Raw genomic sequence first — 23760 nt, forward strand, 5'->3', positions numbered from 1 at the left:
CTTCCCCCCAACACAGAGGACTCCACGATGGAACACACGCTGCCCCCGCTGCCTTACCCGATCGACTCGCTGGCCCCGCACTACAGCAAGGAAACGCTGGAGTTCCACCACGGCAAGCACCACAACGCCTATGTGGTGAACCTGAACAACCTGCAAAAGGGCACCGAGTTCGAGAGCAAGACGCTGGAAGAGATCGTCAAGACCTCCAGCGGCGGCATCTACAACAACGCCGCGCAGATCTGGAACCACACCTTCTTCTGGAACTGCATGAAGCCGCAAGGCGGCGGTGAGCCCAGCGGCGCGCTGGCCGCGGCCATCAACGCCAAGTGGGGCAGCTACGCCGCCTTCAAGGAAGCCTTCGTCAAGAGCGCCGTGGGCAATTTCGGTTCGGGCTGGACCTGGCTGGTCAAGAAGGCCGACGGTTCGGTCGACATCGTCAACACCGGCGCCGCCGGCACGCCGCTGACCACCGCCGACACCGCGCTGCTGACTGTCGACGTGTGGGAGCACGCCTACTACATCGACTACCGCAACCTGCGCCCCAAGTTCGTCGAGACCTTCCTGTCGAACCTGGTCAACTGGCAGTTCGCCGAAGCCAACTTCGCCTGAGCGGATCGCTGCTGAACGAAGGCCGGCTGATGCCGGCCTTTTTCATTGCGATACCTGGATGACGTGTCGCACCAGCGGGTAGACCTGGTGTTGCCAGCGTCGGCCGCTGAACACGCCATAGTGGCCCACGTTGGGCTGGATGTAGTGGGTGCGCATGTAGAGCTTGAGGCTGCTGGCCAGGTCTTGCGCGGCCAGCGTCTGGCCCACCGAGCAGATGTCGTCGCGCTCGCCCTCGATGGTCAGCAGCGCCGTGCGGCGTATCGCCGCGGGGTTGACCTTGCGGCCCTTGAACATCAGCTCGCCGCGCGGCAGGTCGAAGGTCTGGAACACGCGCTCCACGGTCTCCAGATAGAAGTCGGCCGACAGGTCGGCCACGGCCAGGTATTCCTCGTAGAACTGGCGCGTGGTCTCAGCCTTGTCCAGCTGGTCGGCGACGAGATGCTTGTAGAAGTCCTTGAACGCGTTGGCGTGGCGCTCCTTGTTCATGCTCATGAAGGCCGACAGCTGCACGAAGCCCGGGTAGACGCGCCGGCCCGCGCCCTTGTGGCGCCAGGTCACGTGGCTGATCAGGTTCTGGCGGAACCACTCGATGGGCTTGCTGGTGGCCAGCCGGTTGACCTCGGTGGGGCTGATGCGGCAGTCGATGGGGCCGGCCATCAGCGTCAGGCTGGCGGGCGTGGCGGGGTGGCCGTCCTCGGCCATCAGCGCCGTCGCGGCCAGCGCGCTGACGCAGGGCTGGCAGACCGCCACCAGATGCGCCTCGGGGCCTATTGCGGCCAGGAAGTCCATCAGGTGCTGGGTGTACTCGTCCAGTCCGAAGCGGCCGGCCGCGAGCGGTACGTCGCGCACGTTGTGCCAGTCGGTGATGTAGACGTCGTGGTCCTGCAGCAGCGTGCGCACCGTGTCGCGCAGCAGCGTCGCGAAGTGGCCCGACATGGGCGCGACGACCAGCACCCTGGGCGCGGGCGGCGCGCCCTCGCGGCGAAAGCGCAGCAGGTTCGCGAACGGCGTGCGGGCGGCAACCTCCTCGGTCACCGGCCAGCGTTCGCCGCCGCTGCCCGTCACCTCGGCGATGCGCCAGGGCGGGCGGCGGTGCGTGATGCGCGCGAGCTGGAACACCTGCCAGGCGGCGGACAGTTGCTTGGCCGGCAACCAGGGCTGGGTCGCCAGCGCGGGGTCTTGCAGCAGCGGTAGCCCCAGGCTGGCCGCCGCGTGCAGCGGCCACATCAGGTCGCGATGGGTTTGATAGGTGGCGTACATGGCTGTCTCCGGCCGTCCATGACCCTGCGACGCAAGGACCGAGCCAGCGTGGCACAGGGCTTGCGACGAGACGGGCGCCAGCATTGAGGAGACACTATGCCCGTCGCCGCCACCAAGAAACCCGCCGCACGCAAGACGGCGGTGCGCAAGCCGGCCGCTGTGCCCGTGACGCCGGCCGCCACGCTGACGCTGAGCAGCAAGAACTACTCGTCATGGTCCCTGCGCGGCTGGCTGCTGACGCGCTTTGCCGGCCTGGCCTTCAGCGAGCAGATGGTGTCGCCCGATGACGAGGATGCGAGGAAGGAGCTGCTGCTGCTGGCGCCGTCCATCCGGGTGCCCTGCCTGCGCCACGAAGGCGTCACGGTGTGGAACAACATGGCGATCGCCGAGTACCTGAACGAGACCTATCCCAAGGCCGGGCTGTGGCCCGCGGACCGGGTCGCCCGGGCGCATGCACGGGCCGTCTGCGGCGAGATGAACTCCGGCTTCGCCAACCTGCGCGCAGCCCTGCCCATGAACCTGAAGGGCCACTTCCCCAAGCACAAGATCTGGGCCGGCGCCAAGCCCGACATCGAGCGCATCATCGACATCTGGAGCGAATGCTTGGCCACCTATGGCGGCCCCTACCTGTTCGGCAGGCAGCGCGGTGCCGCCGACGCCTTCTTTGCGCCGGTGACGACGCGCTTTCGCACCTACGACGTGGCCTTGCCCGCGGCCTGCGCGGCCTACTGCGACACCATCCTGGCGATGCCCGAGATGCAGGCGTGGATTGCCGACGCCCGGCAGGAGCCCGAAGAGATCGAGCTGCTGGACATGGACTTCTGAGCCGGGCTCAGAGCGTCAATTCGCTCTGCGGCCAGGTCGACGGCGCCGGCACGTCGCAGGGCGCGGGCGCGTCCACCGTCTTGAAATCGGCCGGCGACACGATCTCCAGGTACTCCATGTCCGGCGAGTAGTCGAACAGGTAGTGCACGATGCCCGGGCGCTGGTGCACGCAGTCGCCGGCCTCCACCAGCGTGACCTGGTCGCCGTACATGAACTTGGCCCAGCCCTTGGTCATCAGCACGATCTGGAAGTCCGCCTCATGGCGGTGCCATCCCGTGCCCTTTTCCGGGGCCATATTCGCCTTCACGAGGTGCGCGATGACGCGCCCGCCCGTCGCGGCGGCGACACCGAGGTCGCGGTAGAGGAAGAAATCTCTCAGGCCATCCGTGCGCCAGGGCGTGTCCCCGGGCTTGACGTGGGAGAACTGCGTGGCGGACGCGTCATTCGCGGCGTCCACGGGTATCGACAGATCCGACATAGAGCCTCCTGTGATGCCAAGGCCCTCATGTCACGCAAATTGCGTTCCTAGTTGAAAGGCTGGCCCTTCAGCTTGGTGCCCGCCTTGATGCCCTTCTTCGCGAACCAGCCCTGGTTCATTTCAAGTGCAAAACGCACCGGCTTGGTCGAGCAGTGCGAGGTTTCGTCCAGCGGCTTCATGTCGGCGATGTTGACGATGCTGCCGTCGTCGGCGATGAAGGCGATGGACAGGGGCAGCAGCGTGTTGCGCATCCAGAAGCATTGCGGCTGCGCGTCTTCGAAGACGAACAGCATGCCGTTGTTGGTCGGCATGGTCTTGCGGTGCATGAGGCCGATGGCGCGCTCGCGGTCGGTCTGGGCTACCTCGGCCTGAATGACGTGCATGCCCGCGGTCAGCGGGATGCTGCGCAGCTGCTGGGCCGAGTCCTGGGCGGATGCCACGCTGGCCAGCAGGGTCAGGGCGGCGAATGCAAGAGCTTTGATGCAGGTCATGGTCGGTTCGCGAGGGTGCGACCAAGATTATCGACGTGAGTGCTGCACCCCCAGGCTTGCCCGCGGCCGAGGCCGACGCGCAGGCCCTCGCCCCCTTCACGACCTGGCCCGACGGCCCGGCCGGCGCGGCGCTGTCGCAACTGCAGGTGTCGGGCATGTACTGCGCGGCCTGTGCGGGCCTCATTGAGCAGACGCTGTTGAAGCTGCCGGGCGTGGCGGCGGCCAGCGTCAACCCGGCGTCGGCGAGGCTGGCGCTGCGCTGGCAGCCGTCGGCGCTGCCGCTGGCCGATGTGCTCGCGGCCTTGCGTGCCATCGGCTATGGCGCCGCGCCCGACACGGCGGCCCCGGCGCGCGAACTGCGCCGCCGCGAGCGCCGGCAGGCGCTGTGGCGCGTGTTCGTCGCGGGCTTCCTGATGATGCAGGTCATGATGCTGGCCACGCCGGCCTATGTGGCCGAGCCGGGCGAGCTGACGGTCGATCTCGACCGCCTGCTGCGCTGGGGCAGCTGGGTGCTGACGCTGCCGGTCCTGGTGTTCTCGGCCGGCCCGTTCTTCAGCGGCGCGTGGCGGCAGCTGCGTGCCAAACGGCTGGGGATGGATGTGCCCGTTGCACTGGGCATCGCGGTCACCTTCATCGCCAGCACCGGCGCGTTGTTCGACCCGACCGGCCCACTGGGCCACGAGGTCTATTTCGATTCGCTGACGATGTTCATCGCGCTGCTGCTGCTGGCGCGCTGGTTCGAGCTGGGCGCGCGGCACCGTGCGGCCGAGGCGCTGGAGGCGGTGGCGGGTTCGTTGCCCACGACCGCCGAGCGATTGAACGGCGACGGCACCAGCGAGCGCGTGGCGCCCGAGGCGCTGCGGCCGGGCGACCGCATCCGCGTCGCGGCCGGCGAGGCGTTCGCGGCGGACGGCACCGTGCTGCGCGGCGAGGGCTTCGTCAACGAGGCGTTGCTGACCGGCGAATCCGCGCCGGTGGCCAAGACGGTGGGCGACGCGGTCGCGGCCGGCAGCATCAACCTCGACGGTCCGTTGGTGATGGATGTGCAGCGCGTGGGTGCCGACACGACGGCGCAAGGCATCGTGCGGCTGATGCAGCAGGCGCAGAGCCAGCGGCCGCTGCTGCCGGGCCTGCTGGAGCATGTGGCCACCTGGTTCACGGTCGGCGTGCTGCTGCTGGCCCTGGGCGCCGCTGCGGCGTGGTGGTGGCTGGAGCCGTCGCGGGCGCTGGCCGTCGCGGTGGCCGTGCTCATCGTGACCTGCCCCTGCGCGCTGACTCTGGCGGCGCCCGCGGCCTGGCTGACCGCCAGCGGCGCGCTGGCGCGCCGCGGCCTGCTGCTGGTGGACCTGTCGGCGCTGGAGCGTCTGTGCGCTGTGGACACCGTCGTGTTCGACAAGACCGGCACGCTCAGCGAGGACCGGCTGCGTCTGCGCCGCCATTGGGCCGAAGGCGCGCAGGCCGACGCGCTGCTGGCCGTGGCGCGCAGCCTGGCGGCGCTGTCCCGCCATCCGCAGGCGCGGTCGCTGGCCGGTGGCGCCGAGGCAGGAGCCTGGACCGATGTGCGCGAGATGGCGGGCCGGGGCATCGAGGCGCGCGACGCCAGCGGCGGGTTGTGGCGGCTGGGCGCGCCGGCCTGGGTGCGCGAGCGGCCCGACCCCGCCGCGCGGCTGGCCTTTGGCAACGGCGACTGCGTGTTGTGGCTGGACCTGGCCGAAGCGCCGCGCGCCGATGCCGCCGACACCGTGGCCGCGCTTCGCCAGGCAGGCCTGCGCGTACGCCTGCTGTCGGGCGACCAGCCGCGGGCCGTCGCCCGCATGGCCGCCGCGCTGGACATCGCGCACTGGCAGGCCGGTGCCACGCCCGCCGCCAAGCTGGCCGCCGTGCGCGCCTGGCAGGCCGACGGCGAGCGTGTGCTGATGGTGGGCGACGGCATCAACGACGCGCCCGTGCTGGCGGCGGCCGACGTGCGCATTGCGATGGGCGAGGGTGCCATGCTGGCGCGCAGCGCGGCGGATGCGCTGCTGGTGTCCAACCGCTTGTCCGTCATCCCGCAGGCGCTGGTGCTGGCGAGGAAGACGCGCCGCGTGCTGCGGCAGAACCTCATCTGGGCTGCGGCCTACAACCTGGCTTGCGTGCCGCTGGCGCTGACCGGCTGGCTGCCGCCGCTGGCCGCCGGCATCGGCATGGCGGCGAGCTCGCTGTTCGTCGTGCTCAATGCGCAGAGGCTCGCCCGCTGATGGACATCCTCTACCTGCTCATCCCGTTCTCCGTCGTGCTGGTGCTGCTGATCGTGGCGGTGTTCGGCTGGGCCGTGAACGATGGCCAGCTGGATGGCTTCGAGCACGAGGCTGAACGCATCCTGGTTGACGAGGATCAAGGCGGCTGAAGACCCATCCACCAAGAATCGTTTCCATCAGACTGAAGGAGTCGCTGATGGCGAACGACAGGGTCCCGGTGAGCGCCGGGACGACGTACGAGGATGGGCCGGTGCGCGCCTTTGCGCTGGCCGCCGTGCTGTGGGGCTTGGTGGGCATGGCGGTGGGCGTGTTCATTGCCGCACAGCTGGCCTGGCCGGAGCTGAACTTCGGCATCTCGTGGCTGAGCTACGGCCGGCTGCGCCCGCTGCACACCAACGCGGTCATCTTCGCGTTCGGCGGCTGCACGCTGATGGCCACCAGCTACCACGTCGTGCAGCGCACCGGCCAGACGCGGCTGTTCGCACCCAAGCTCGCGTGGTTCCACTTCTGGGCCTGGCAGGCCGTCATCGTCGGTGCGGCCATCACGCTGCCGCTGGGCCTCACGCGAGGCAAGGAGTACGCGGAGCTGGAGTGGCCCATCGGCCTCTTGATCACCATCGCCTGGGTGGCCTACGCCATCGTGTTCTTCGGCACGGTGGGGCGGCGCAAGATCCGCCACATCTACGTGGCCAACTGGTTCTTCGGCGGTTTCATCCTCGCGGTGGCGCTGCTGCACGTCGTCAACGCGGCGGTGCTGCCGGTCAGCTTCTGGAAGAGTTATTCCGCCTACGCCGGCGTGCAGGACGCGATGGTGCAGTGGTGGTACGGCCATAACGCGGTGGGCTTCTTCCTCACGGCCGGCTTCCTCGGGATGATGTACTACTACATCCCCAAGCAGGCCGAGCGGCCGGTCTACAGCTACCGTCTGTCCATCGTCCACTTCTGGGCGCTGATCTTCACCTACATGTGGGCGGGCCCGCACCACCTGCACTACACGGCGCTGCCGGACTGGGCGCAGAGCGTGGGCATGCTGTTCAGCCTGGTGCTGCTGGCGCCCAGCTGGGGCGGCATGATCAACGGCGTGATGACGCTCAGCGGCGCCTGGCACAAGCTGCGCGAGAACCCCATCCTCAAGTTCCTCATCGTCGCGTTGTCGTTCTACGGCATGGCCACCTTCGAGGGCCCGCTGATGTCCATCAAGACGGTCAACGCGCTGTCGCACTACACCGACTGGACCGTGGGTCATGTGCACGCCGGCGCGCTGGGCTGGGTGGGCCTGATCTCGATGGGCTCGCTGTACCACCTGATCCCGCGCATGTACGGCCGCACCGAGATGCATTCCAAGAGCGCCATCGAGCTGCACTTCTGGATCGCGACGCTGGGCATCGTGCTCTACATCGCCGCGATGTGGATCGCCGGCGTCATGCAGGGCCTGATGTGGCGCGCGGTGAACCCGGACGGCACGCTGGTCTACACCTTCGTCGAAAGCGTCAAGGCGAGCTGGCCGTTCTATGTGATCCGACTGATCGGCGGGCTGATGTATCTGGCCGGCATGTTGGTGATGGCCTGGAACGTCGTGAAGACCATGCAGGCGGGCAAGCCGCAGCAGGTGCGCATTCCCGCCGTGCTGGCTCACGCTTGAGGAGGCCGACATGAGCCAACAAACAGAAAAGTTCACCGGACACCAGCGCATCGAGACCAGCAACCTGCTGATGATCGTGTTGGTGCTGGCCACCGTCTTCGTCGGCGGCTTCGTCGAGATCGTGCCGCTGTTCTTCCAGCGCTCGACGACGCAGGCCGCGCCCGGCCTCAAGCCCTACACGGCGCTGCAGGTGGCCGGCCGCGACATCTATGTGCGCGAGGGTTGCTACAACTGCCACTCGCAGATGATCCGCCCGCTGCTGGCCGAGACGCTGCGCTACGGCGAGTACTCCAAGGCCGGCGAGTTCGTCTACGACCGCCCCTTCCAGTGGGGCAGCAAGCGCACCGGGCCCGACCTGCACCGCGTGGGCGGCAAGTACAGCGACGACTGGCACCGCATCCACCTGATCAACCCGCGTGATCTGGTGCCCGAGTCCAACATGCCGGCCTACCCCTGGCTGGAGAAGACGCCGGTGGATGCCGCGTCCCTGCCGGCCAAGATGACCGCGCTGCGCACGCTGGGCGCGCCCTACAGCGACGCGGAGATCGAGGACGCGGCGCAGGTCGCCGCCGGCAAGACTGAGCTGGATGCGCTGGTCGCCTATCTGCAGGTGCTGGGCACCGCAGCCAAGAACAAGGAGGCCCGCAATGGGAATCAATGAACTCCGCGTGGCCGTGACGCTGGTGTCGCTGGCCGTCTTCGTGGGCATCGTCGTCTGGGCCTGGCGCGGCCGCTTCGATGCCGCCGCGCAGCTGCCGCTCGAAGGGGATGAGCCATGAGCGACTTCATCAACGAAGGCTGGTCCATCTTCGTCGCCGCCGCCACGGTGCTAGGCCTCGTCGCCTGCATCGCGCTGCTCGTCATCGCCAGCCGCCGCCAGCCCTCGGCGGCCGACAACACCACCGGCCATGTCTGGGACGAAGACCTGCGCGAACTGAACAACCCGCTGCCGCTGTGGTGGATGGGACTGTTCGTGCTGACCGTCGTGTTTTCCGGCGTCTATCTGGCGCTGTACCCCGGCCTGGGCAGCGTCACCGGCTCGCTGGGCTGGAGCAGCACCGGCGAGCATGCGGCCGACCAGGCGCAGGCCCGCGCGGCCATGGCGCCGGTCTATGCCGCCTTCACCGGCATGGCGCCCGAACAGCTGGCGCGCGACCCGCAGGCCCATGCCATCGGCGAGCGGCTGTTCTCCAACAACTGCGCCACCTGCCACGGCGCGGACGCCAAGGGCTCCAAAGGCTTCCCCAACCTGACCGACCAGGACTGGTTGTGGGGCGGCAGCTTCGAGACCATCCGCGAGACCATCACGCTGGGGCGCGCCGGCAACATGCCGCCCATGGCCGCCGCGGTGGGCGGCAGCGACGACGTGCGCAACCTCGCGCACTACGTGCTGTCGCTGTCGGGCAGTCCGCACAACACGCTGTATGCGCAGCTGGGCAAGCCCAAGTTCAGCGCCTGCGCCGCCTGCCACGGCGTCGGTGGCCGGGGCAATCCGGCGCTGGGTGCGCCGAATCTGTCCGACAAGGTCTGGCTGCACGGCTGGGGCGAGGCCGCCGTGGTCGCCATGATCAACGGCGGCAAGCACAACCAGATGCCGGCCCATGGCGAGCGGCTGACGCCGGAGCAGATCCGCGTGCTGTCGGCCTATGTCTGGGGCCTCTCGCAGTGAGCGATTCGGAAGCCGTCATCCGTCTCTACAAATCGGAGGACAAGATCCATCCGCGCGCGGTGGACGGCTTCTTCGCGCGCTGGCGCTGGGCCTGCGTGGCCCTCACACAGCTCGTGTTCTACGGCCTGCCGTGGCTGACGTGGGGAGACCGGCCCGCGGTGCTGTTCGACCTGGCCTCGCGGCGCTTCTACATCTTTGGCCTGGTGCTGTACCCGCAGGACTTCGTCTACCTGACGGCGCTGCTGCTGATCTCCGCCTACTCGCTGTTCCTGTTCACGGCGATCGCCGGCCGCGTGTGGTGCGGCTACGCCTGCCCGCAGACGGTCTACACCGAGATCTTCGTGCGCATCGAGCAGTGGTTCGAGGGAGACCGCCATGCGCGGCTCAGGCTGGACAAGGCCGGCTGGAGCGTCAACAAGTTGTGGCGCAAGGGTGGCAAGCACGGCGTGTGGATCGCGCTGTCGTTGTTCACGGGCCTGAGCTTCGTCGGCTACTTCACGCCCATCCGCGAGTTGATGAGCCTGTCTTTCAGCGGCTGGGAAGCGTTCTGGGTGCTGTTCTACGGCTTCGCCACCTACGGCAACGCGGGCTTCATGCGCGAGCAGGTCTGCAAGTACATGTGCCCCTATGCGCGCTTCCAGAGCGCGATGTTCGACCGCGACACGCTGATCGTCAGCTACGACCCCGCGCGCGGCGAACCGCGTGGCCACAACACGCAGCGGAAAAAGGGCGAGGCGCATGCGCTGGGCGATTGCATTGACTGCAAGCTCTGCGTGCAGGTCTGCCCGACCGGCATCGACATCCGCGAGGGCCTGCAATACGAGTGCATCAGCTGCGCGGCCTGCATCGACGTGTGCGACGGTGTCATGGACAAGATGGGCACATCGCGCGGCCTGATCCGCTACGACACCGAGAACGGCATGGCGCGCGGCTTCTCGCGCGGCCAGCGCCTGCGCCGCGTGCTCAGGCCGCGCGTGCTGGTCTACGGCGCGCTGCTGCTGCTGGTCGGGGGCGCGTTGATGTGGAGCCTGTGGAGCCGCCACGATTTCCGCGTGGACGTGATACGCGACCGCGCGACGTTGGCCCGCCAGGTCGAGGACGGCTGGGTGGAGAACGTCTACCGCCTGCAGCTGATGAACGCGACCGAGCGGCCGCAGCTGCTGCACGTCGAGGCCGACGGCCTTCCCGGTCTGAAGCTCAGCCAGGCCACGCAGGTGGCGCTGGCACCTGCCGAGGCGCGTTGGGTGACCGTCACGCTGCGCCTGCCGCCGCAGAGTTTGTCCGGCCTCAAGCCCGGCGCCCAACCCATGCGCTGGCGCGTCAGCAGCGACGGCGGTGACACCGTCACCGAGAAATCCACCTTCATACTGCCCCGCTGAGGAGGCTCTGCATGACCGCCCCCACCACCCGCTCATCCCCGTGGCGCGAACCCATGGTCTGGCTCGTCGTCTCGGGCCCCGTGGCCGTCATCCTGGCCAGCATCTTCACGGTGTCGCTGGCCATCCGCCACCCCGACCCGCCGCTGTCGGTGCACGCCGCCGGCAGCGCCGCGCCGGCGCACAAGGCGCGCAACCATGCGGCCACCGGCGTCGTTGCGGAGATGAAGAAATGAACGGCCCCCCCGGCCCGTCGCGCGTCGCGCGCTTCGCGATGGCGGTGGCCTGGTCGTCCTTCCTGGCCGCCGGCGTTCTGGAGGCGCTGGTGTTCTCGGTGGTGGACCCGCACGACCTGCGCTGGTTCGGCGCGGCACCGGTCGCGCTGTCGCCTCAGGCCGTCTACACGGTCAGCTTCCTGATCTTCTGGGGTGTCGTCGCCTTGGGCGCCAGCGTGGCGCTGCTGCTGGTCAGCCTGCCGGAGGATGCAAGGCGGCCGGCGCGTCATGCGCCGGGCTGGCCACGTTAGCCACCACACGCGCGCCGCGGTCGTAGGTCCAGTAGGCCCAGGCCCAGTCCATCAGCACGACGAAGCGGTTGCGGAAGCCGATCAGGAAGTACACGTGCGCGAACAGCCAGAACAGCCACGCGAAGTAGCCCGAGAAGCGCAGCGGGCCTGCTGGGGTGCCCAGGTCCACGACGGCGCTGTGCCGGCCAATGGTGGCCAGGTTGCCGTAGTCGCTGTAGCGAAAGGGCTGTGGTGTCTCGCCGCGCAGCGTGCGCCGGATGTTGGCCGCGGCGCAGCGGCCCATCTGCTTGGCGCCGGGTGACACGCCCGGCACCGGCCTGGGCTCCTTGCCCGGCGCATGGCTTTGCGCGGCGGCCAGGTCGCCGATGACCTGGATGCGTGGATGCCCGGCCAGGCTGAGGTCGGGCTGCACCACCACGCGGCCCGCGCGGTCCAGCGTGCAGCCAGTGGTGTTGGCCAGCGTGCGGCCCAGCGGCGACGCCGCCACGCCCGCCGCCCACACCACGCAGCGGCTGGCCAGCCGCTCGGCACCGGCCGCCGTCGTGAAGTCCAGCCCCTGGTCGTCGATGCTCGTCACGCGTGCGCCCAGCCGCACCTCCACGCCCAGCGCGGCAAGCTGCTCGCGGGCGCGCTCGCTCAAGGTCTCGGGCATGGACTGCAGCACACGTGGGCTGCCCTCGACGAGGATGACGCGCGCCTGGCGCGGGTCGATGCGGCGGAACTCGCCCGGCAGCGTGTGGCGCGCGATCTCGGCGAACGTGCCGGCCAGCTCCACGCCGGTGGGGCCACCGCCCACGACGACGAACTGCAGCAGCGCGGCGCGCTTGTCGGCATCGTCCTCGCGTTCGGCCGCCTCGAAGGCCATCAACACGCGGCGGCGGATCTCGAAGGCGTCGTCCAGCGTCTTCAGCCCGGGCGCGAACGGCGCCCAGTCGTCGCGGCCGAAGTAGCTGTGAGTGGCGCCGGCGGCGACGATGAGGTGGTCCCAGCGCAGCTGCGCGCCGTCCTTCAACGTGACCGTTTGTGCCTGGGCGTCAATGGCCGTGACTTCGCCCAGCAGCGTCGTCACATTGCGCTGGCGCCGGAACAGATGGCGTATCGGCGCCGCGATGGACGGCGCCGATAGCCCCGCCGTGGCGACCTGATACAGCAGCGGCTGGAACAGGTGGTGGTTGGTCTTGTCGACGACGGTGATGTCGACATCGACGGTGCGCAGCGCGCGCGCCGCCTCCAGGCCGCCGAATCCGCAGCCGATGATCAGGACTTGAGGACGCATGCGGGCCATCGTAGTCCTGCGTGTTGCGGCGCAGCATGCGTGTCGCGCATAGTCTTGCAAGACCGTTGCATCGTGATGCAAAGCCGGGCGACCTAGGGGCGGCGCCCGCGCGGCCCGCGGCCTAGCATTCGCGCGCCCGTGCGGCTTGCACGATGCCTGTGACGACACGATAGACACACATTCCGCTCCCTTGACCGCCATCCCCGGCGCGCCGCCCGCGCGCGCGGCCGGGCTGCGTGGCCTGTCCTTCCACCAGTGCCTGCTGGCCGCCTTCCTGCTCATCACCGCGCTGCTGGGCGGCGCCGCCGTGCAGGCCATGTTCGCGCTGGAGCATGTGGCCACGCAGGGCCGCCAGGCCTCGCAGGACGCCGCCGGCCTGACCACCCAGGTGCAGCGCCTGGCCGAGCGCACCGTGGCCATGGAACGCAGCGCGCGCCAGTTCCTCGTGCTGGACGACGCCGGCCTGCGCGACCGCTTCCGTGCTGCCTGGCAGGATGCCCAGGCCACGCAGGGCGAGCTGGCCCCGCTGCTGGCCGACGCTGCATCACGCCAGCTGTTCGCCGACTGGGCCGCGCAAGCCGAGTCCGCGTGGGCTGTGCTGCAAGTCCCGGCCCGCGCACGCCCACAGGCGCTGCGCCGCCTGACGCCGCTGTTCGCGCGCCTGCATGCGATCAACGAGGCGCTGACCGCGCAGAGCCAGCAGGCCATGGACAAGCGCAGCGACGCCGTGCTGGCCGAGCTGGAGCAGCAGTGGCGGCTGATCAGCGCGCTGGTTCTGGGCGCCATCGCGCTGGCCGTGCTGCTGGGCTTGAGCTTCGGCCACTGGCTGCTGCGCCCGCTGGTGCACCTGGAGGCGGCCATAGGCCGGCTGGGCGACAACCGTTTCGACCAGCCCGTGCAGGTGCGCGGCCCGGCCGACCTGCGCCGGCTGGGGCGGCAGCTGGAATGGCTGCGCCAGCGGCTGGCCACGCTGGAGTCCGACAAGACCCGCTTTGTGCGCCACATCTCGCATGAGCTGAAGACGCCCATGGCCTCTATCCGCGAGGGCGCGGCGCTGCTGCGCGACGGCGTGGCCGGGCCGCTGACGCCGGATCAGGCGGAGATCGTGCGCATCCTCGGCGACAACACGGCCGCGCTGCAGGGCCAGATCGAGGACTTGCTGCGCTACCAGGCGCTGGCGTCCGACTCGCAGCAACTGCAGCGCCGCGCCGTCGACCTGCCCGCGCTGCTGGCCCGCGTGGTGGATGACCAGCGGCTGCTGTGGCAGGCCAAGGCCTTGCAACTGCGCGTGGAGGCCCAGCCCTGCACCGCGCGGGTAGACGGCGACAAGTTGGCCATCGTGCTGGCCAACCTGCTGGGCAATGCGGTGCGCTTCAGCCCGGCGGGCGGTGTCGTTCGGTGGGTGCTGCAGAACGATGACCGCCTGCTGCGCATCGCCTGCATCGACGAGGGCCCCGGCGTGGCGCCTGAAGACGTCGAGCGCGTCTTTGACCCCTTCTACCAAGGCCGCCACCAGGCGCCCGGCGCGCGCCGCGGCAGCGGCATCGGCCTGTCCATCGTGCGCGAGATCGTGCAGGCGCATGGCGGCAGCTGCCGTCTGCTGCCCGCCGAGCGCGGCGCCCATTTCCTGATCGAGATCCCGCATGAGAAAACTGATTGAGTTGAGCCTGGTGCTGCTGCTGGCGGGCTGCCAGTCGACGCCGCTGCCGCCACCGGCGCCGCCGCCCGCGCCGGTCTGCCCGGAGCCGCCGCCCGCTCCGGAGGCCGCCGAGCTGCGCGCCGTGCTGGCCACCGCCGAGGACCTGCGCAAGGCGCTGATGCTGAGCCAGGGCCGCAACGGCGCCGAACTCGCCCAGGCCGCCGCGCAGCTGGAGGCCATCGCTGCCACGGCCGAACCGCAGACCGATCCGGTGACGGCCCTGGCCGTGCTGCTGTCGGCGCGCGTGGCCGACCAGCGCCGCCAGCAGGACGCCATCGACAAGCTGACGGCCCAACTGCGTGACGCCCAGCGGCGCAACGAGCAGCTCAACGAGAAGCTGGAGGCCTTGAAGGCCATCGAGCAGTCGCTGCCCGGCAAGCCGGGGAGGGCGCCATGAGCACTGCGCAAGCCCACATCCTGCTGGTCGACGACGACACCGACCTGCTGCGCCTGGTCACGATGCGGCTGACCGCAGCCGGCCATGCCGTGCAGGCCGTGGCCAGCGCCGAGGCGGCGCTGGCGCACCTGGCCGTGAAGCTGCCGTCGCTGTTGATCACCGATGTGCGCCTGCCGGGCATGGACGGTCTGGCGCTGTTCGACGAGGTGAGGGCGCATCACCCGTCGCTGCCAGTCATCCTGCTGACCGCGCACGGCAGCATCCCCGATGCGGTGGACGCCACGACGCGCGGCGCGCACGCCTATTTGACCAAGCCCTTCGACGGCAAGGAGCTGCTGGCCAAGGTGCAGCAGGCGCTGCGCGTGAACGCGCCGGGGCCGGCACCATTCGACGGCGATGGCGCCTGGCGCCGCGAGATCATCAGCCGCAGCCCGCGCATGGCCCAGTTGCTGGCCGAGGCGCGGCTGGTGGCCGCGACCGACGCCAGCGTGCTGATCAGCGGCGAGAGCGGTACCGGCAAGGAGCTGCTGGCCCGCGCCATCCATCAGGCCAGTCCGCGCGCGGCCAAGCCGTTCGTTGCGGTGAACTGCGCGGCCATTCCCGAGGCGCTGCTGGAGTCGGAGCTGTTCGGCCACGTGAAGGGCGCGTTCACCGGCGCGCAAGGCCATAGGCAGGGCCTGATCCCGGCGGCGCATGGCGGCACGGTGTTCCTGGACGAGATCGGCGACATGCCGCTGGCGCTGCAGGTCAAGCTGCTGCGCGTGCTGCAGGAGCGCGTGGTGCGGCCGGTGGGCAGCAATGAGGCGGTGGCGGTGGACGTGCGCGTGCTGTCGGCCACGCACCGCGACCTGGAGCTGGCGATGGCCGACGGCCAGTTCCGTCCCGACCTCTACTACCGCCTCAACGTCGTCAAGCTGATGCTGCCGCCGCTGGCCGAGCGGCGCGAGGACATCGCGCTGCTGGCCCAGCATTTCCTCGGCACGCTGGCGGCGCGGCACCGCAAGCCCGTCAAGGGCTTCGCGCCTGATGCGCTGGAGGCGCTGGTGACGGCGCCCTGGCCCGGCAACGCGCGCCAGCTCTACAACGTCGTGGAGCAGGTCTGCGTGCTGGCCACGGCGCCGCTGGTGCCGCTGGCCCAGGTGCAGCGGGCACTGCAGGCGCCGGCCAGCGAGGTGCTGAACTACCAGCACGCCAAGCAGCGCTTCGAGCGCGACTACCTGAACCAGCTGCTCAAGCTCACGTCGGGCCAGGTGGCCGAGGCCGCGCGGCTGGCCGATCGCAACCGCACGGAGTTCTACCGGCTGATGCAAAAGCACGGGCTGGACCCGCAGCTGTTCCGCGACCAAGGCGACCCCCTAGCCGATGCGTCGGATTCTGGCGACAGGAAACCTTCCGCTGAATCAGGCACTTAGCGTTGCCTGGGCGGGACCTGTCGCCGTGCGGCGACAAAAACAGGGGTTGCGGGGCGGTTCGCGCCGGCGATTGCCGTGCGTGCACGGCTAAGTGGTTGATATGCCTAACGAATCCAGAACTGGCACAGCCTTTGCGCTAAGGCTGGGTGTGGTGCCGTCCGGCATCGCGTTTGATTCAGCATCCTCAGGAGATCTGCATGCAACAAACCACCCGCCTCGTCCGTCTGCTGTCCGCCGCCCTGATGGCGACAGCCGGTTCTGCCGCCTTTGCCGCCGACCCCGCGCCAGCCCAGCCCGCGCCTCAACAGGTGGCCCAGGCCCAGCCCGCGGACCCGGCCGTTGCCGCCCAGGCCGCCGCGGTCCTGCAACAGGACAAGGACTTGCAGGCCCTGCCGCTGACCGTCAGCAGCACCGCCGCCGGCGTCATCGTCGTGAAGGGTGCAGCGCCCAGCGCCGACCTGGCACAGAAGGCCATCAAGCTCGTGGCCGCCGTGCCCGGCGTGAAGGAAGTTCGCAACGAGATCAAGGTCGGCTGAAGCGCCAGCCCGCTCTGATCTCGAGGCCCCGCGTGCCCCCCGCGGGGCTTTTTTGTGGAAGCGCTGAGCCCATCCCGCGCGATGCGCGCGAGGGATTGGCTCAGCGTTTCCTTAGCAGCGAGAGTTGTTGACGAGCGCTTGCAGGCCCGCCTGATCCAGGATGCGTAGCTGCCGCTGCTTGACCTCCATCAGCCCGTCGTCCTGGAACTTGGAGAAGGTGCGACTCACGGTCTCCAGCTTCAGGCCCAGGTAGCTGCCGATCTCCTCGCGCGTCATGCGCAGCACCAGGCTGGACGGCGAGAAGCCGCGTGCCTGCAGGCGTTGCGTCAGGTTCAGCAGGAAGGCGGCCAGCCGCTCTTCCGCGCGCATATTGCCCAGCAGCAGCATGACACCGTGGTCGCGCACGATCTCGCGGCTCATGATCTTGTGGAAGGAGTGCTGCAGCGACGTGAACTCGCGCGACAGCTCCTCCAGCTGGCTGTAGGGGATCACGCAGACGGATGAATCCTCCAGCGCGACCGCGTCGCAGTGGTGGTGGTCGCTGCTGATGCCGTCCAGCCCCAGCAGTTCGCCGGCCATCTGGAAGCCGGTGACCTGGTCGCGGCCGTCCTCGCTGCCCACGCAGGTCTTGAAGAAACCGGTGCGCACCGCGTACAGCGCCTGGAAACGCTCGCCGTTGCGGAACAGATGGTCTCCGCGCGGCACGGTGCGGCGCGTGCTGACGAGGCCGTCGAGCTGGTCCAGCTCACCGGCGTTCAGCCCGACGGGCAGGCACAGCTCGCGCAGGTTGCAGCTGGCACAGGCGACCTTGAGCGGCTCGACGGTGTTGGGAACATTGACCATGTCGGAGATTATCGGCATGGTCATCGCGCGGGGCAGGGTGGTCAGCATGAAAAGGATTCTTCGCCGGATGACCCGCGCTGTCCTTGACCTGGATCAAGGCCTGCCGCCGCCGCCGCCGGCACCATGCCGCCATGGCTGCTGTGACCGACCGCCCTTTCGATGCCGACCTGCTTGACGCCAACATGAGGCGCCACGACGTGGCCGGCCCGCGCTACACGTCCTACCCCACGGCCGACCGCTTCGTGGAGGCCCACCAGGGCGCCCAGCACCTGCAGGCGCTGGCGCAGCGCGGCACGGCCCAGCCGCTGTCGGTCTACGTGCACATCCCGTTCTGCGAGCAGCTCTGCTACTACTGCGCCTGCAACAAGATCATCACCAAGCACCACGAACGCGCCCAGCCCTACCTGCTGGCGCTGGAGTGCGAGATGGACCTGGTGGCACAGGCGGTGGGAGGCCAGGCGCCGGTGTCGCAACTGCACCTGGGCGGCGGCTCGCCCACCTTCCTGTCCGACGCGGAGCTTGGCGCACTGATGGCCGCGCTGCGCCAGCGCTTCCGGCTGCTGCCGGGCGCGGAGCTGTCCATCGAGGTGGACCCGCGCACGGTGGACGCCGCACGGCTGGCGCACCTGAAGGCGCTGGGCTTCAACCGGCTCTCCTTCGGCGTGCAGGACTTCGACGCCGCCGTGCAGAAGGCCGTGCACCGCGTGCAGCCGCTGGAATCCGTCGCCGCGCTGATGCAGGCGGCGCGCGATCTGGGCTTCGCCTCCGTCAGCGTGGACCTGATCTACGGCCTGCCGCTGCAGACGCCCGCCAGCTTCGCCCGCACGATCGAACAGGTGTCGCGGCTGCGGCCCGATCGCATTGCGATGTATGCCTATGCCCACCTGCCGCAGCGCTTCAAGCCGCAGCGGCGCATCGTGGCGGAGCTGCTGCCGCCGGCGGGCGACAAACTGGCCATGCTGTCCGGCGCCATCAGCGCGCTGCTGGGCGAGGGCTACAGCTACATCGGCATGGACCACTTCGCGCTGCCCGACGACCCGCTGGCCGTGGCCAAGCGGCAAGGGCTGCTGCATCGCGGCTTCCAGGGCTACTCCACGCAGCCGGACTGCGACCTGGTCGGGTTGGGTGTCAGCGCGATCAGCCGCGTGGGCGCCACCTATGCGCAGAACGCGAAGACGCTGGAGGAGTACGAAGACGCGCTGGGCCAGCAGCAGCTGCCGGTGCAGCGCGGCCTGGCGCTGACACGCGACGACCTGCTGCGCCGCGCGGTCATCATGGCGCTGATGTGCCAGGGGCGCGTGGAGTACGAGTCCATCGCGGCGTCCTACCTCGTCGACATGCCGCGCTACTTCGCGCCGGAGCTGGCGCGGCTGGCACAGCTGGCGGGGCAGGGGCTGGTGGTGCTGGAGATGGGCGCCATCCAGGTCACGCCGCTGGGCTGGTACTTCGTGCGTGCGATTGCGATGGTCTTCGACCGCTATCTGCAGTCCGACGCGAGCCGCGAGCGCTTCTCCAAGATCATCTGATGGATGCCGCGCTGGTGGCCTCCGCCACGCTGATGGGCCTGGCCGGCATGCCGCACTGCACGGCCATGTGCAGCGCGCCCTGTGCGTTGGCCGGCGGCCGGCGGCCCGTGAAGCTGCTGGCCGGCCGCGTGCTGGGCTATGCGCTGGGCGGCGCGGCGGCGGCGGCCTCCGCGGAGGCGCTGGCGCGTGCCTCGCAGGGCGCCACGCTGCTGCAGCCTGCCTGGGCGCTGCTGCAGTCGGCGCTGCTGCTGCTGGGCTTGACGCTGCTGGTGCGCGGCCGCATGCCGCTGTGGCTGAGCGCCGTGCCGCGACAGGCGCAGCCGCGGCATGTGTTCTTCAAGGGCACGGCCTGGGTGGCCATGCCTTGCGGCCTGCTGCATGCGGCGCTGCTGCTGGCGAGCCTGTCCGGCTCGGTGGCCGGCGGCGCGGCGGCCATGGGTGGCTTCGCGCTGGCCAGCACGCCCGGGCTGCTCATGGCGCCGCTGTGGCGGGCCAAGCTGCTCAAGCGCGGCGAGGGCGGTGATGTGCTGGCCCTGCGCCTGGCCGGCCTCGCACTCGCGGCGGGCGCGGGCTGGGGGCTGGCCCACGGTGTGTGGCAGCGAGTGCTGCTGGCCTGCTGACCCCGCCATAAACTCGCCGGGTTTTTGGAATTCCCGGAGCCCTCCAGTCATGTCCCACATCACGGTGCCCGCAGGCGGCCAGAAGATAACCGTCAACGCCGACCTGTCGCTGAACGTGCCCGACCAGCCCATCATCCCGTTCATTGAGGGCGATGGCGTCGGCGTGGACGTCACGCCCGTCATGCTGAAGGTCGTCGACGCGGCCGTCGAGAAGGCCTATGGCGGCGCGAAGAAGATCCACTGGATGGAGGTCTATGCCGGTGAGAAGTGCACCCGCGTCTATGGTGCCGACGTGTGGCTGCCCGACGAGACCATCCAGGCCGTGAAGGACCACCCGGTCTCCATCAAGGGGCCGCTGACGACGCCGGTGGGCGGCGGCATCCGCTCGCTGAACGTGACGCTGCGCCAAGAGCTGGACCTGTACGTCTGCCTGCGGCCCGTGCGCTATTTCGACGGCGTGCCCAGCCCGGTGAAGGAGCCACACAAGGTCGACATGGTCATCTTCCGCGAGAACTCGGAGGACATCTACGCCGGCATCGAGTACGAGGCCGGCAGCGACAAGGCCAGGAAGCTCATCGCCTTCCTGCGCGACGAGCTGGGCGCGAAGAAGCTGCGCTTCCCCGAAAGCTCTGGCCTGGGCGTCAAGCCCGTGTCGCGCGAAGGCACGGAGCGGCTGGTGCGCAAGGCCATCCAGTACGCGATCGACCACGACAAGCCCAGCGTCACGCTGGTGCACAAGGGCAACATCATGAAGTTCACGGAAGGCGCCTTCCGTGACTGGGGCTATGCGCTGGCGCAGAAGGAGTTCGGCGCCGAGCCCATCGACGGCGGCCCGTGGTGCCGCCTGAAGAACCCGCGCACGGGCAAGATCATCACGATCAAGGACGTCATCGCCGACGCCTTCCTGCAGCAGATCATCCTGCGCCCGGTGGAGTACAGCGTCATCGCGACGCTGAACCTGAACGGCGACTACATCTCCGACGCGCTGGCCGCGCAGGTGGGCGGCATCGGCATCGCGCCGGGCGCCAACATGAGCGACTCGGTCGCGATGTTCGAAGCCACCCATGGCACCGCGCCCAAGTACGCCGGCAAGGACTACGTGAACCCCGGCTCCTCCATCCTCTCCGCCGAGATGATGCTGCGCCACATGGGCTGGACGGCGGCTGCCGACCTCATCATCAGCGCGATGGAAAAGGCCATCCTGAGCAAGAAGGTCACCTATGACTTCGCGCGGCTGATGGACGGCGCGACGCAGGTGTCGTGCTCGGGGTTCGGCGACGTCATGATTGCCCAGATGGAATGACCCAAAAAAAACCCCGGCGCGTAGGGCCGGGGCGGGGCGCCTCGTGGTGCTTCACGCGGCGCCGATGGTCGGCGGTTGCAGGAGCTAACGCCTGGGACAAACTGTAAGCCTTGAAGCTGGCTGAGGGCTTGCTGTTTGATGAAGGCAATCATGCAGTAGTGGGCATTTCCGGCCCGCCAACGGAAACGGGGCGCCGCTGGCGCCCCGTTGTCATGGGAAGGCTGGGATTACGCCAGTGTCTTCAGCACGGCGTTGAACGTGGCGCTGGGGCGCATGACGACGTCCAGCTTGGCGGTGTCCGGCAGGAAGTAGCCGCCGATGTCCACCGGCTTGCCCTGCACGGCCTTCAGCTCGTCGGCGATCTTGGCTTCGTTGGCGGTCAGGCTCTCGGCCACGGCCTTGAACTTGGCGGCCAGCTCGGCGTCTTCCGTCTGTGCGGCCAGCGCCTGGGCCCAGTACAGCGTCAGGTAGAAGTGGCTGCCGCGATTGTCGATCTCGCCGGTCTTGGGGCTGGGGCCCTTGCCGTTGTCCATCAGCTTGCCGGTGGCGGCGTCCAGCGCCTTGGCCAGCAGCTTGGCCTTGGCGTTGCCGGTCTTCAGGCCCAGTTCCTCCAGGCTCACGGCCAGCGCCAGGAACTCGCCCAGCGAGTCCCAGCGCAGGTGGTTTTCTTCCACCAGCTGCTGCACGTGCTTCGGCGCAGAGCCACCGGCACCCGTTTCGTACATGCCGCCGCCGGCCATCAGCGGCACGATGGACAGCATCTTGGCCGAGGTGCCCAGCTCCATGATGGGGAACAGATCGGTCAGGTAGTCGCGCAGGATGTTGCCGGTGGCGCTGATGGTGTCCAGACCGCGGATGACGCGCTCCAGCGTGTAACGCATCGCACGCACCTGGCTCATGATCTGGATGTCCAGGCCGGTGGTGTCGTGCTCATGCAGGTACATCTTGACCTTGCGGATCAGCTGCGCCTCGTGCGGGCGGTAGCTGTCCAGCCAGAAGACCACCGGCATGCCGGAGTTGCGCGCACGGTTGACGGCCAGCTTGACCCAGTCGCGGATGGCGGCGTCCTTGCACTGGCACATGCGCCAGATGTCGCCCTTCTCGACGTTCTGGCTCAGCAGCACCTCGCCCGTTTCCAGGTCGGTGATGTTGGCGATGCCGTCTTCGGTGATTTCAAACGTCTTGTCGTGCGAGCCGTACTCCTCGGCCTGCTGGGCCATCAGGCCCACGTTGGGCACCGTGCCCATGGTCTTGGGGTCGAACGCGCCGTGCCACTTGCAGAAGTTGATGATCTCCTGATAGATGCGGGCGAAGGTCGACTCGGGCATCACGGCCTTCACGTCCTTCAGGCGGCCGTCGGCACCGTACATCTTGCCGCCGCTGCGGATCATGGCGGGCATGGAGGCGTCCACGATGATGTCGTTGGGCGAGTGGAAGTTGGTGATGCCCTTGGCCGAGTCCACCATGGCCAGCTCGGGGCGGTGCTCGTGGCAGGCGTGCAGGTCGCGCTTGATCTCTTCCTGCTTGCTGGCGGGCAGCGTGGCGATCTTGGTGTACAGATCGACCATGCCGTTGTTGACGTTGACGCCCAGTTCGTCGAACAGCTTGCCGTGCTTCTCGAAGGCCTCGCGGTAGAAGATGCGCACGCAGTGGCCGAACACGATGGGGTGGCTCACCTTCATCATGGTGGCCTTCACGTGCAGCGAGAACATCACGCCGGTCTTGCGCGCGTCCTCGATCTCCTTTTCATAGAAGGCCAGCAGCGCCTTCTTGCTCATGAACATGGAGTCGACGACTTCGCGGTCCAGCAGCGAGACCTTTTGCTTCAGCACGATGGTCTTGCCGCTCTTGGTGATCAGCTCCATCTTCACGTCACGGGCGCGGTCCATCGTCATGGACTTTTCGCCGTGATAGAAGTCGCCGTCATGCATGTGCGACACGTGCGAGCGCGAGGCCTGGCTCCACTCGTCCATGCGGTGCGGGTTCTTGCGGGCGTATTCCTTGACGGCCTTGGGCGCGCGGCGGTCGGAGTTGCCTTCGCGCAGCACCGGGTTCACGGCCGAGCCGATGCACTTGTTGTAGCGGGCGCGGATGTCCTTCTCTTCGTCCGTCTCGGGCTTTTCGGGGAAGTTCGGGATCTTGTAGCCCTTGTCCTGCAGCTCCTTGATGGCGGCCTTCAATTGAGCCACGGAGGCGCTGATGTTGGGCAGCTTGATGATGTTGGCTTCGGGCTTCAGCGTCAGCTTGCCCAATGCGGCCAGGTTGTCGGGCACGCGCTGCTCTTCGCTCAGCAGCTCGGGGAACTGGCCCAGGATGCGGCCGGCCACGGAGATGTCGCTGGTGACCACGTCGATGCCGGCTTGAGCGGCAAAGCGCTGGACGACCGGCAGCAGCGAGGCGGTGGCCAGGCGGGGGGCTTCATCGGTCAGGGTGTAGACGATCTTGGGCGTTTCGGCGGTCATGAGAGTGTTCCGTTGAATGTCGAATCTCGGCAGCGTGTGGCGGCCTTGCGGCTGCGCGCAAGGTGTGAACTCTAGCAAGCCGGTTCGCTGCGGCGGTGAGTGAGCCTTCGCCGAGCCTGCAGACGGCCCGCTCCAACGCAAAAGCCCCGTGGGCCGTCAGGCCACGGGGCTCGGGGATCAGGCCTTCGTGGCCCGGTGTGGGGGTCAGGAGGCCAGCGGCTGGACGTCCAGGCCGCGGGCGGCTTCCATCGGCGTGATGTTCTGCGCCAGCTGACCCTTGGGGCCCTGCACCAGCTCGAACTGCACCTGGCTGCCTTGCTTCAGCGTCCGGAAACCTTCCATCTGGATCGCCGAAAAATGGGCGAAGACATCATCGCCGCCGGCATCCGGCTCGATGAATCCAAAGCCCTTGGCATCGTTGAACCACTTGACTTTGCCCAGCGCCATCGTTTTGTCTCCATTGTTGTGGCACCTCCCGGGGAGGCGGACAGGATTCTGGTAGCGCAAAAAAAAGCGTCAATTCGGGACCTTCCCGGCCGGGTTCACCCGAGGATGCTTGCAATTTGGGCGTCC

25 protein-coding genes are annotated in these 23760 nt (G+C 68.7%); 18 read left to right on the plus strand and 7 right to left on the minus strand.

Going from position 1 to position 23760, the window contains the following annotated elements:
- Positions 1-27 precede the first annotated feature (27 nt).
- On the plus strand, positions 28-609 hold the full coding sequence (locus J2X21_RS05340; RefSeq protein ID WP_310325836.1) for a superoxide dismutase: 582 nt from the start codon (positions 28-30) through the stop codon (positions 607-609).
- A 42-nt stretch (positions 610-651) separates the two neighbouring features.
- Here J2X21_RS05340 and J2X21_RS05345 read toward each other — a convergent pair whose 3' ends face one another.
- The gene (locus J2X21_RS05345) at positions 652-1869 is read right to left on the minus strand and encodes a polyhydroxyalkanoate depolymerase (protein WP_310325838.1); all 1218 of its coding nucleotides are present in this window, start codon (positions 1867-1869) and stop codon (positions 652-654) included.
- A 96-nt stretch (positions 1870-1965) separates the two neighbouring features.
- Between J2X21_RS05345 and J2X21_RS05350 the strand changes: the two genes are divergently transcribed.
- On the plus strand, positions 1966-2694 hold the full coding sequence (locus tag J2X21_RS05350; protein WP_310325840.1) for a glutathione S-transferase family protein: 729 nt from the start codon (positions 1966-1968) through the stop codon (positions 2692-2694).
- Positions 2695-2701: 7 nt separating this feature from the next.
- Here the strand turns inward: J2X21_RS05350 and J2X21_RS05355 are convergent, their stop codons facing one another.
- Together J2X21_RS05355 and J2X21_RS05360 are read right to left on the minus strand one after the other, a co-directional pair.
- The gene (locus tag J2X21_RS05355; RefSeq protein WP_310325843.1) at positions 2702-3172 is read right to left on the minus strand and encodes a cupin domain-containing protein; all 471 of its coding nucleotides are present in this window, start codon (positions 3170-3172) and stop codon (positions 2702-2704) included.
- A 47-nt stretch (positions 3173-3219) separates the two neighbouring features.
- Complete coding sequence (locus tag J2X21_RS05360; protein WP_310325846.1) at positions 3220-3663, minus strand: DUF192 domain-containing protein; 444 nt, start codon at positions 3661-3663, stop codon at positions 3220-3222.
- A gap of 35 nt (positions 3664-3698) precedes the next feature.
- On the opposite strand from J2X21_RS05360, the gene J2X21_RS05365 reads away from it, so the two are divergent.
- The 9 genes from J2X21_RS05365 to J2X21_RS05405 are packed head-to-tail and all read left to right on the plus strand — an operon-like array spanning position 3699 to position 11113.
- Positions 3699-5900 carry a heavy metal translocating P-type ATPase gene (locus J2X21_RS05365; RefSeq protein WP_310325847.1) on the plus strand — a complete coding sequence of 734 codons (2202 nt, stop codon included), beginning with the start codon at positions 3699-3701 and terminating at the stop codon, positions 5898-5900.
- Positions 5900-6049 (plus strand): cbb3-type cytochrome oxidase assembly protein CcoS, encoded by a 150-nt coding sequence (ccoS, locus tag J2X21_RS05370; protein ID WP_310325849.1) that lies wholly within the window; start codon positions 5900-5902, stop codon positions 6047-6049. The genes J2X21_RS05365 and ccoS overlap by 1 nt, the downstream gene beginning before the upstream one ends.
- Before the next feature lie 47 nt (positions 6050-6096).
- Complete coding sequence (ccoN, locus tag J2X21_RS05375) at positions 6097-7542, plus strand: cytochrome-c oxidase, cbb3-type subunit I (RefSeq protein WP_310325851.1); 1446 nt, start codon at positions 6097-6099, stop codon at positions 7540-7542.
- A 10-nt stretch (positions 7543-7552) separates the two neighbouring features.
- Positions 7553-8203: a cytochrome-c oxidase, cbb3-type subunit II gene (ccoO, locus tag J2X21_RS05380; protein ID WP_310325853.1), complete on the plus strand. Its 651-nt coding sequence runs from the start codon at positions 7553-7555 to the stop codon at positions 8201-8203.
- Positions 8190-8321: a cbb3-type cytochrome oxidase subunit 3 gene (locus J2X21_RS05385; protein ID WP_310325856.1), complete on the plus strand. Its 132-nt coding sequence runs from the start codon at positions 8190-8192 to the stop codon at positions 8319-8321. Before ccoO ends, J2X21_RS05385 begins: the two co-directional genes overlap by 14 nt.
- Entirely contained in the window at positions 8318-9211 is an 894-nt protein-coding gene (ccoP, locus tag J2X21_RS05390) for a cytochrome-c oxidase, cbb3-type subunit III (protein ID WP_310325859.1), read from the plus strand. The genes J2X21_RS05385 and ccoP overlap by 4 nt, the downstream gene beginning before the upstream one ends.
- The gene (gene ccoG, locus J2X21_RS05395) at positions 9193-10590 is read left to right on the plus strand and encodes a cytochrome c oxidase accessory protein CcoG (RefSeq protein WP_310327211.1); all 1398 of its coding nucleotides are present in this window, start codon (positions 9193-9195) and stop codon (positions 10588-10590) included. Before ccoP ends, ccoG begins: the two co-directional genes overlap by 19 nt.
- An 11-nt stretch (positions 10591-10601) precedes the next feature.
- On the plus strand, positions 10602-10823 hold the full coding sequence (locus J2X21_RS05400; protein WP_310325862.1) for a hypothetical protein: 222 nt from the start codon (positions 10602-10604) through the stop codon (positions 10821-10823).
- Positions 10820-11113: a hypothetical protein gene (locus J2X21_RS05405; RefSeq protein ID WP_310325863.1), complete on the plus strand. Its 294-nt coding sequence runs from the start codon at positions 10820-10822 to the stop codon at positions 11111-11113. The genes J2X21_RS05400 and J2X21_RS05405 overlap by 4 nt, the downstream gene beginning before the upstream one ends.
- Here the strand turns inward: J2X21_RS05405 and J2X21_RS05410 are convergent.
- Positions 11055-12389, minus strand: a complete 1335-nt coding sequence (locus J2X21_RS05410) for an NAD(P)/FAD-dependent oxidoreductase (RefSeq protein WP_310325866.1) — start codon at positions 12387-12389, stop codon at positions 11055-11057. The two genes, J2X21_RS05405 and J2X21_RS05410, sit on opposite strands and share 59 nt — an antisense overlap.
- A 190-nt stretch (positions 12390-12579) precedes the next feature.
- On the opposite strand from J2X21_RS05410, the gene J2X21_RS05415 reads away from it, so the two are divergent.
- The 4 genes from J2X21_RS05415 (at position 12580) to J2X21_RS05430 (ending at position 16433) form a co-directional block, all read left to right on the plus strand.
- Entirely contained in the window at positions 12580-14049 is a 1470-nt protein-coding gene (locus tag J2X21_RS05415) for a sensor histidine kinase (protein ID WP_310325869.1), read from the plus strand.
- On the plus strand, positions 14033-14485 hold the full coding sequence (locus J2X21_RS05420) for a hypothetical protein (protein ID WP_310325871.1): 453 nt from the start codon (positions 14033-14035) through the stop codon (positions 14483-14485). The genes J2X21_RS05415 and J2X21_RS05420 overlap by 17 nt, the downstream gene beginning before the upstream one ends.
- A complete protein-coding gene (locus tag J2X21_RS05425; RefSeq protein ID WP_310325874.1) occupies positions 14482-15897 on the plus strand; it encodes a sigma 54-interacting transcriptional regulator in 1416 nt (471 codons plus the stop codon). Before J2X21_RS05420 ends, J2X21_RS05425 begins: the two co-directional genes overlap by 4 nt.
- A 197-nt stretch (positions 15898-16094) precedes the next feature.
- On the plus strand, positions 16095-16433 hold the full coding sequence (locus J2X21_RS05430; RefSeq protein ID WP_310325878.1) for a BON domain-containing protein: 339 nt from the start codon (positions 16095-16097) through the stop codon (positions 16431-16433).
- Between the two features lie 111 nt (positions 16434-16544).
- Here the strand turns inward: J2X21_RS05430 and fnr are convergent, their stop codons facing one another.
- The gene (gene fnr, locus J2X21_RS05435) at positions 16545-17276 is read right to left on the minus strand and encodes a fumarate/nitrate reduction transcriptional regulator Fnr (protein ID WP_310327213.1); all 732 of its coding nucleotides are present in this window, start codon (positions 17274-17276) and stop codon (positions 16545-16547) included.
- Positions 17277-17407: 131 nt separating this feature from the next.
- Here fnr and hemN point away from each other — a divergent pair, with 131 nt between their 5' ends.
- Genes hemN through icd form a run of 3 tightly spaced genes read left to right on the plus strand, consistent with a single transcriptional unit; the run spans position 17408 to position 20725 of the window.
- A complete protein-coding gene (hemN, locus tag J2X21_RS05440) occupies positions 17408-18802 on the plus strand; it encodes an oxygen-independent coproporphyrinogen III oxidase (protein WP_310325880.1) in 1395 nt (464 codons plus the stop codon).
- Positions 18802-19422 (plus strand): urease accessory protein UreH domain-containing protein, encoded by a 621-nt coding sequence (locus J2X21_RS05445; protein ID WP_310325882.1) that lies wholly within the window; start codon positions 18802-18804, stop codon positions 19420-19422. Before hemN ends, J2X21_RS05445 begins: the two co-directional genes overlap by 1 nt.
- A 49-nt stretch (positions 19423-19471) precedes the next feature.
- Positions 19472-20725 (plus strand): NADP-dependent isocitrate dehydrogenase, encoded by a 1254-nt coding sequence (gene icd, locus J2X21_RS05450; RefSeq protein WP_310325885.1) that lies wholly within the window; start codon positions 19472-19474, stop codon positions 20723-20725.
- Positions 20726-20952: 227 nt separating this feature from the next.
- Here the strand turns inward: icd and J2X21_RS05455 are convergent, their stop codons facing one another.
- Together J2X21_RS05455 and J2X21_RS05460 are read right to left on the minus strand one after the other, a co-directional pair.
- Entirely contained in the window at positions 20953-23187 is a 2235-nt protein-coding gene (locus tag J2X21_RS05455; RefSeq protein ID WP_310325887.1) for an NADP-dependent isocitrate dehydrogenase, read from the minus strand.
- A gap of 204 nt (positions 23188-23391) precedes the next feature.
- Positions 23392-23634: a cold shock domain-containing protein gene (locus J2X21_RS05460; RefSeq protein WP_310325889.1), complete on the minus strand. Its 243-nt coding sequence runs from the start codon at positions 23632-23634 to the stop codon at positions 23392-23394.
- Positions 23635-23760: the final 126 nt, after the last annotated feature.

Origin of the sequence: Roseateles asaccharophilus (genome assembly GCF_031458115.1) — a bacterium.
Classification (GTDB): Bacteria; Pseudomonadota; Gammaproteobacteria; order Burkholderiales; family Burkholderiaceae_C; genus Pelomonas; species Pelomonas asaccharophilus_A.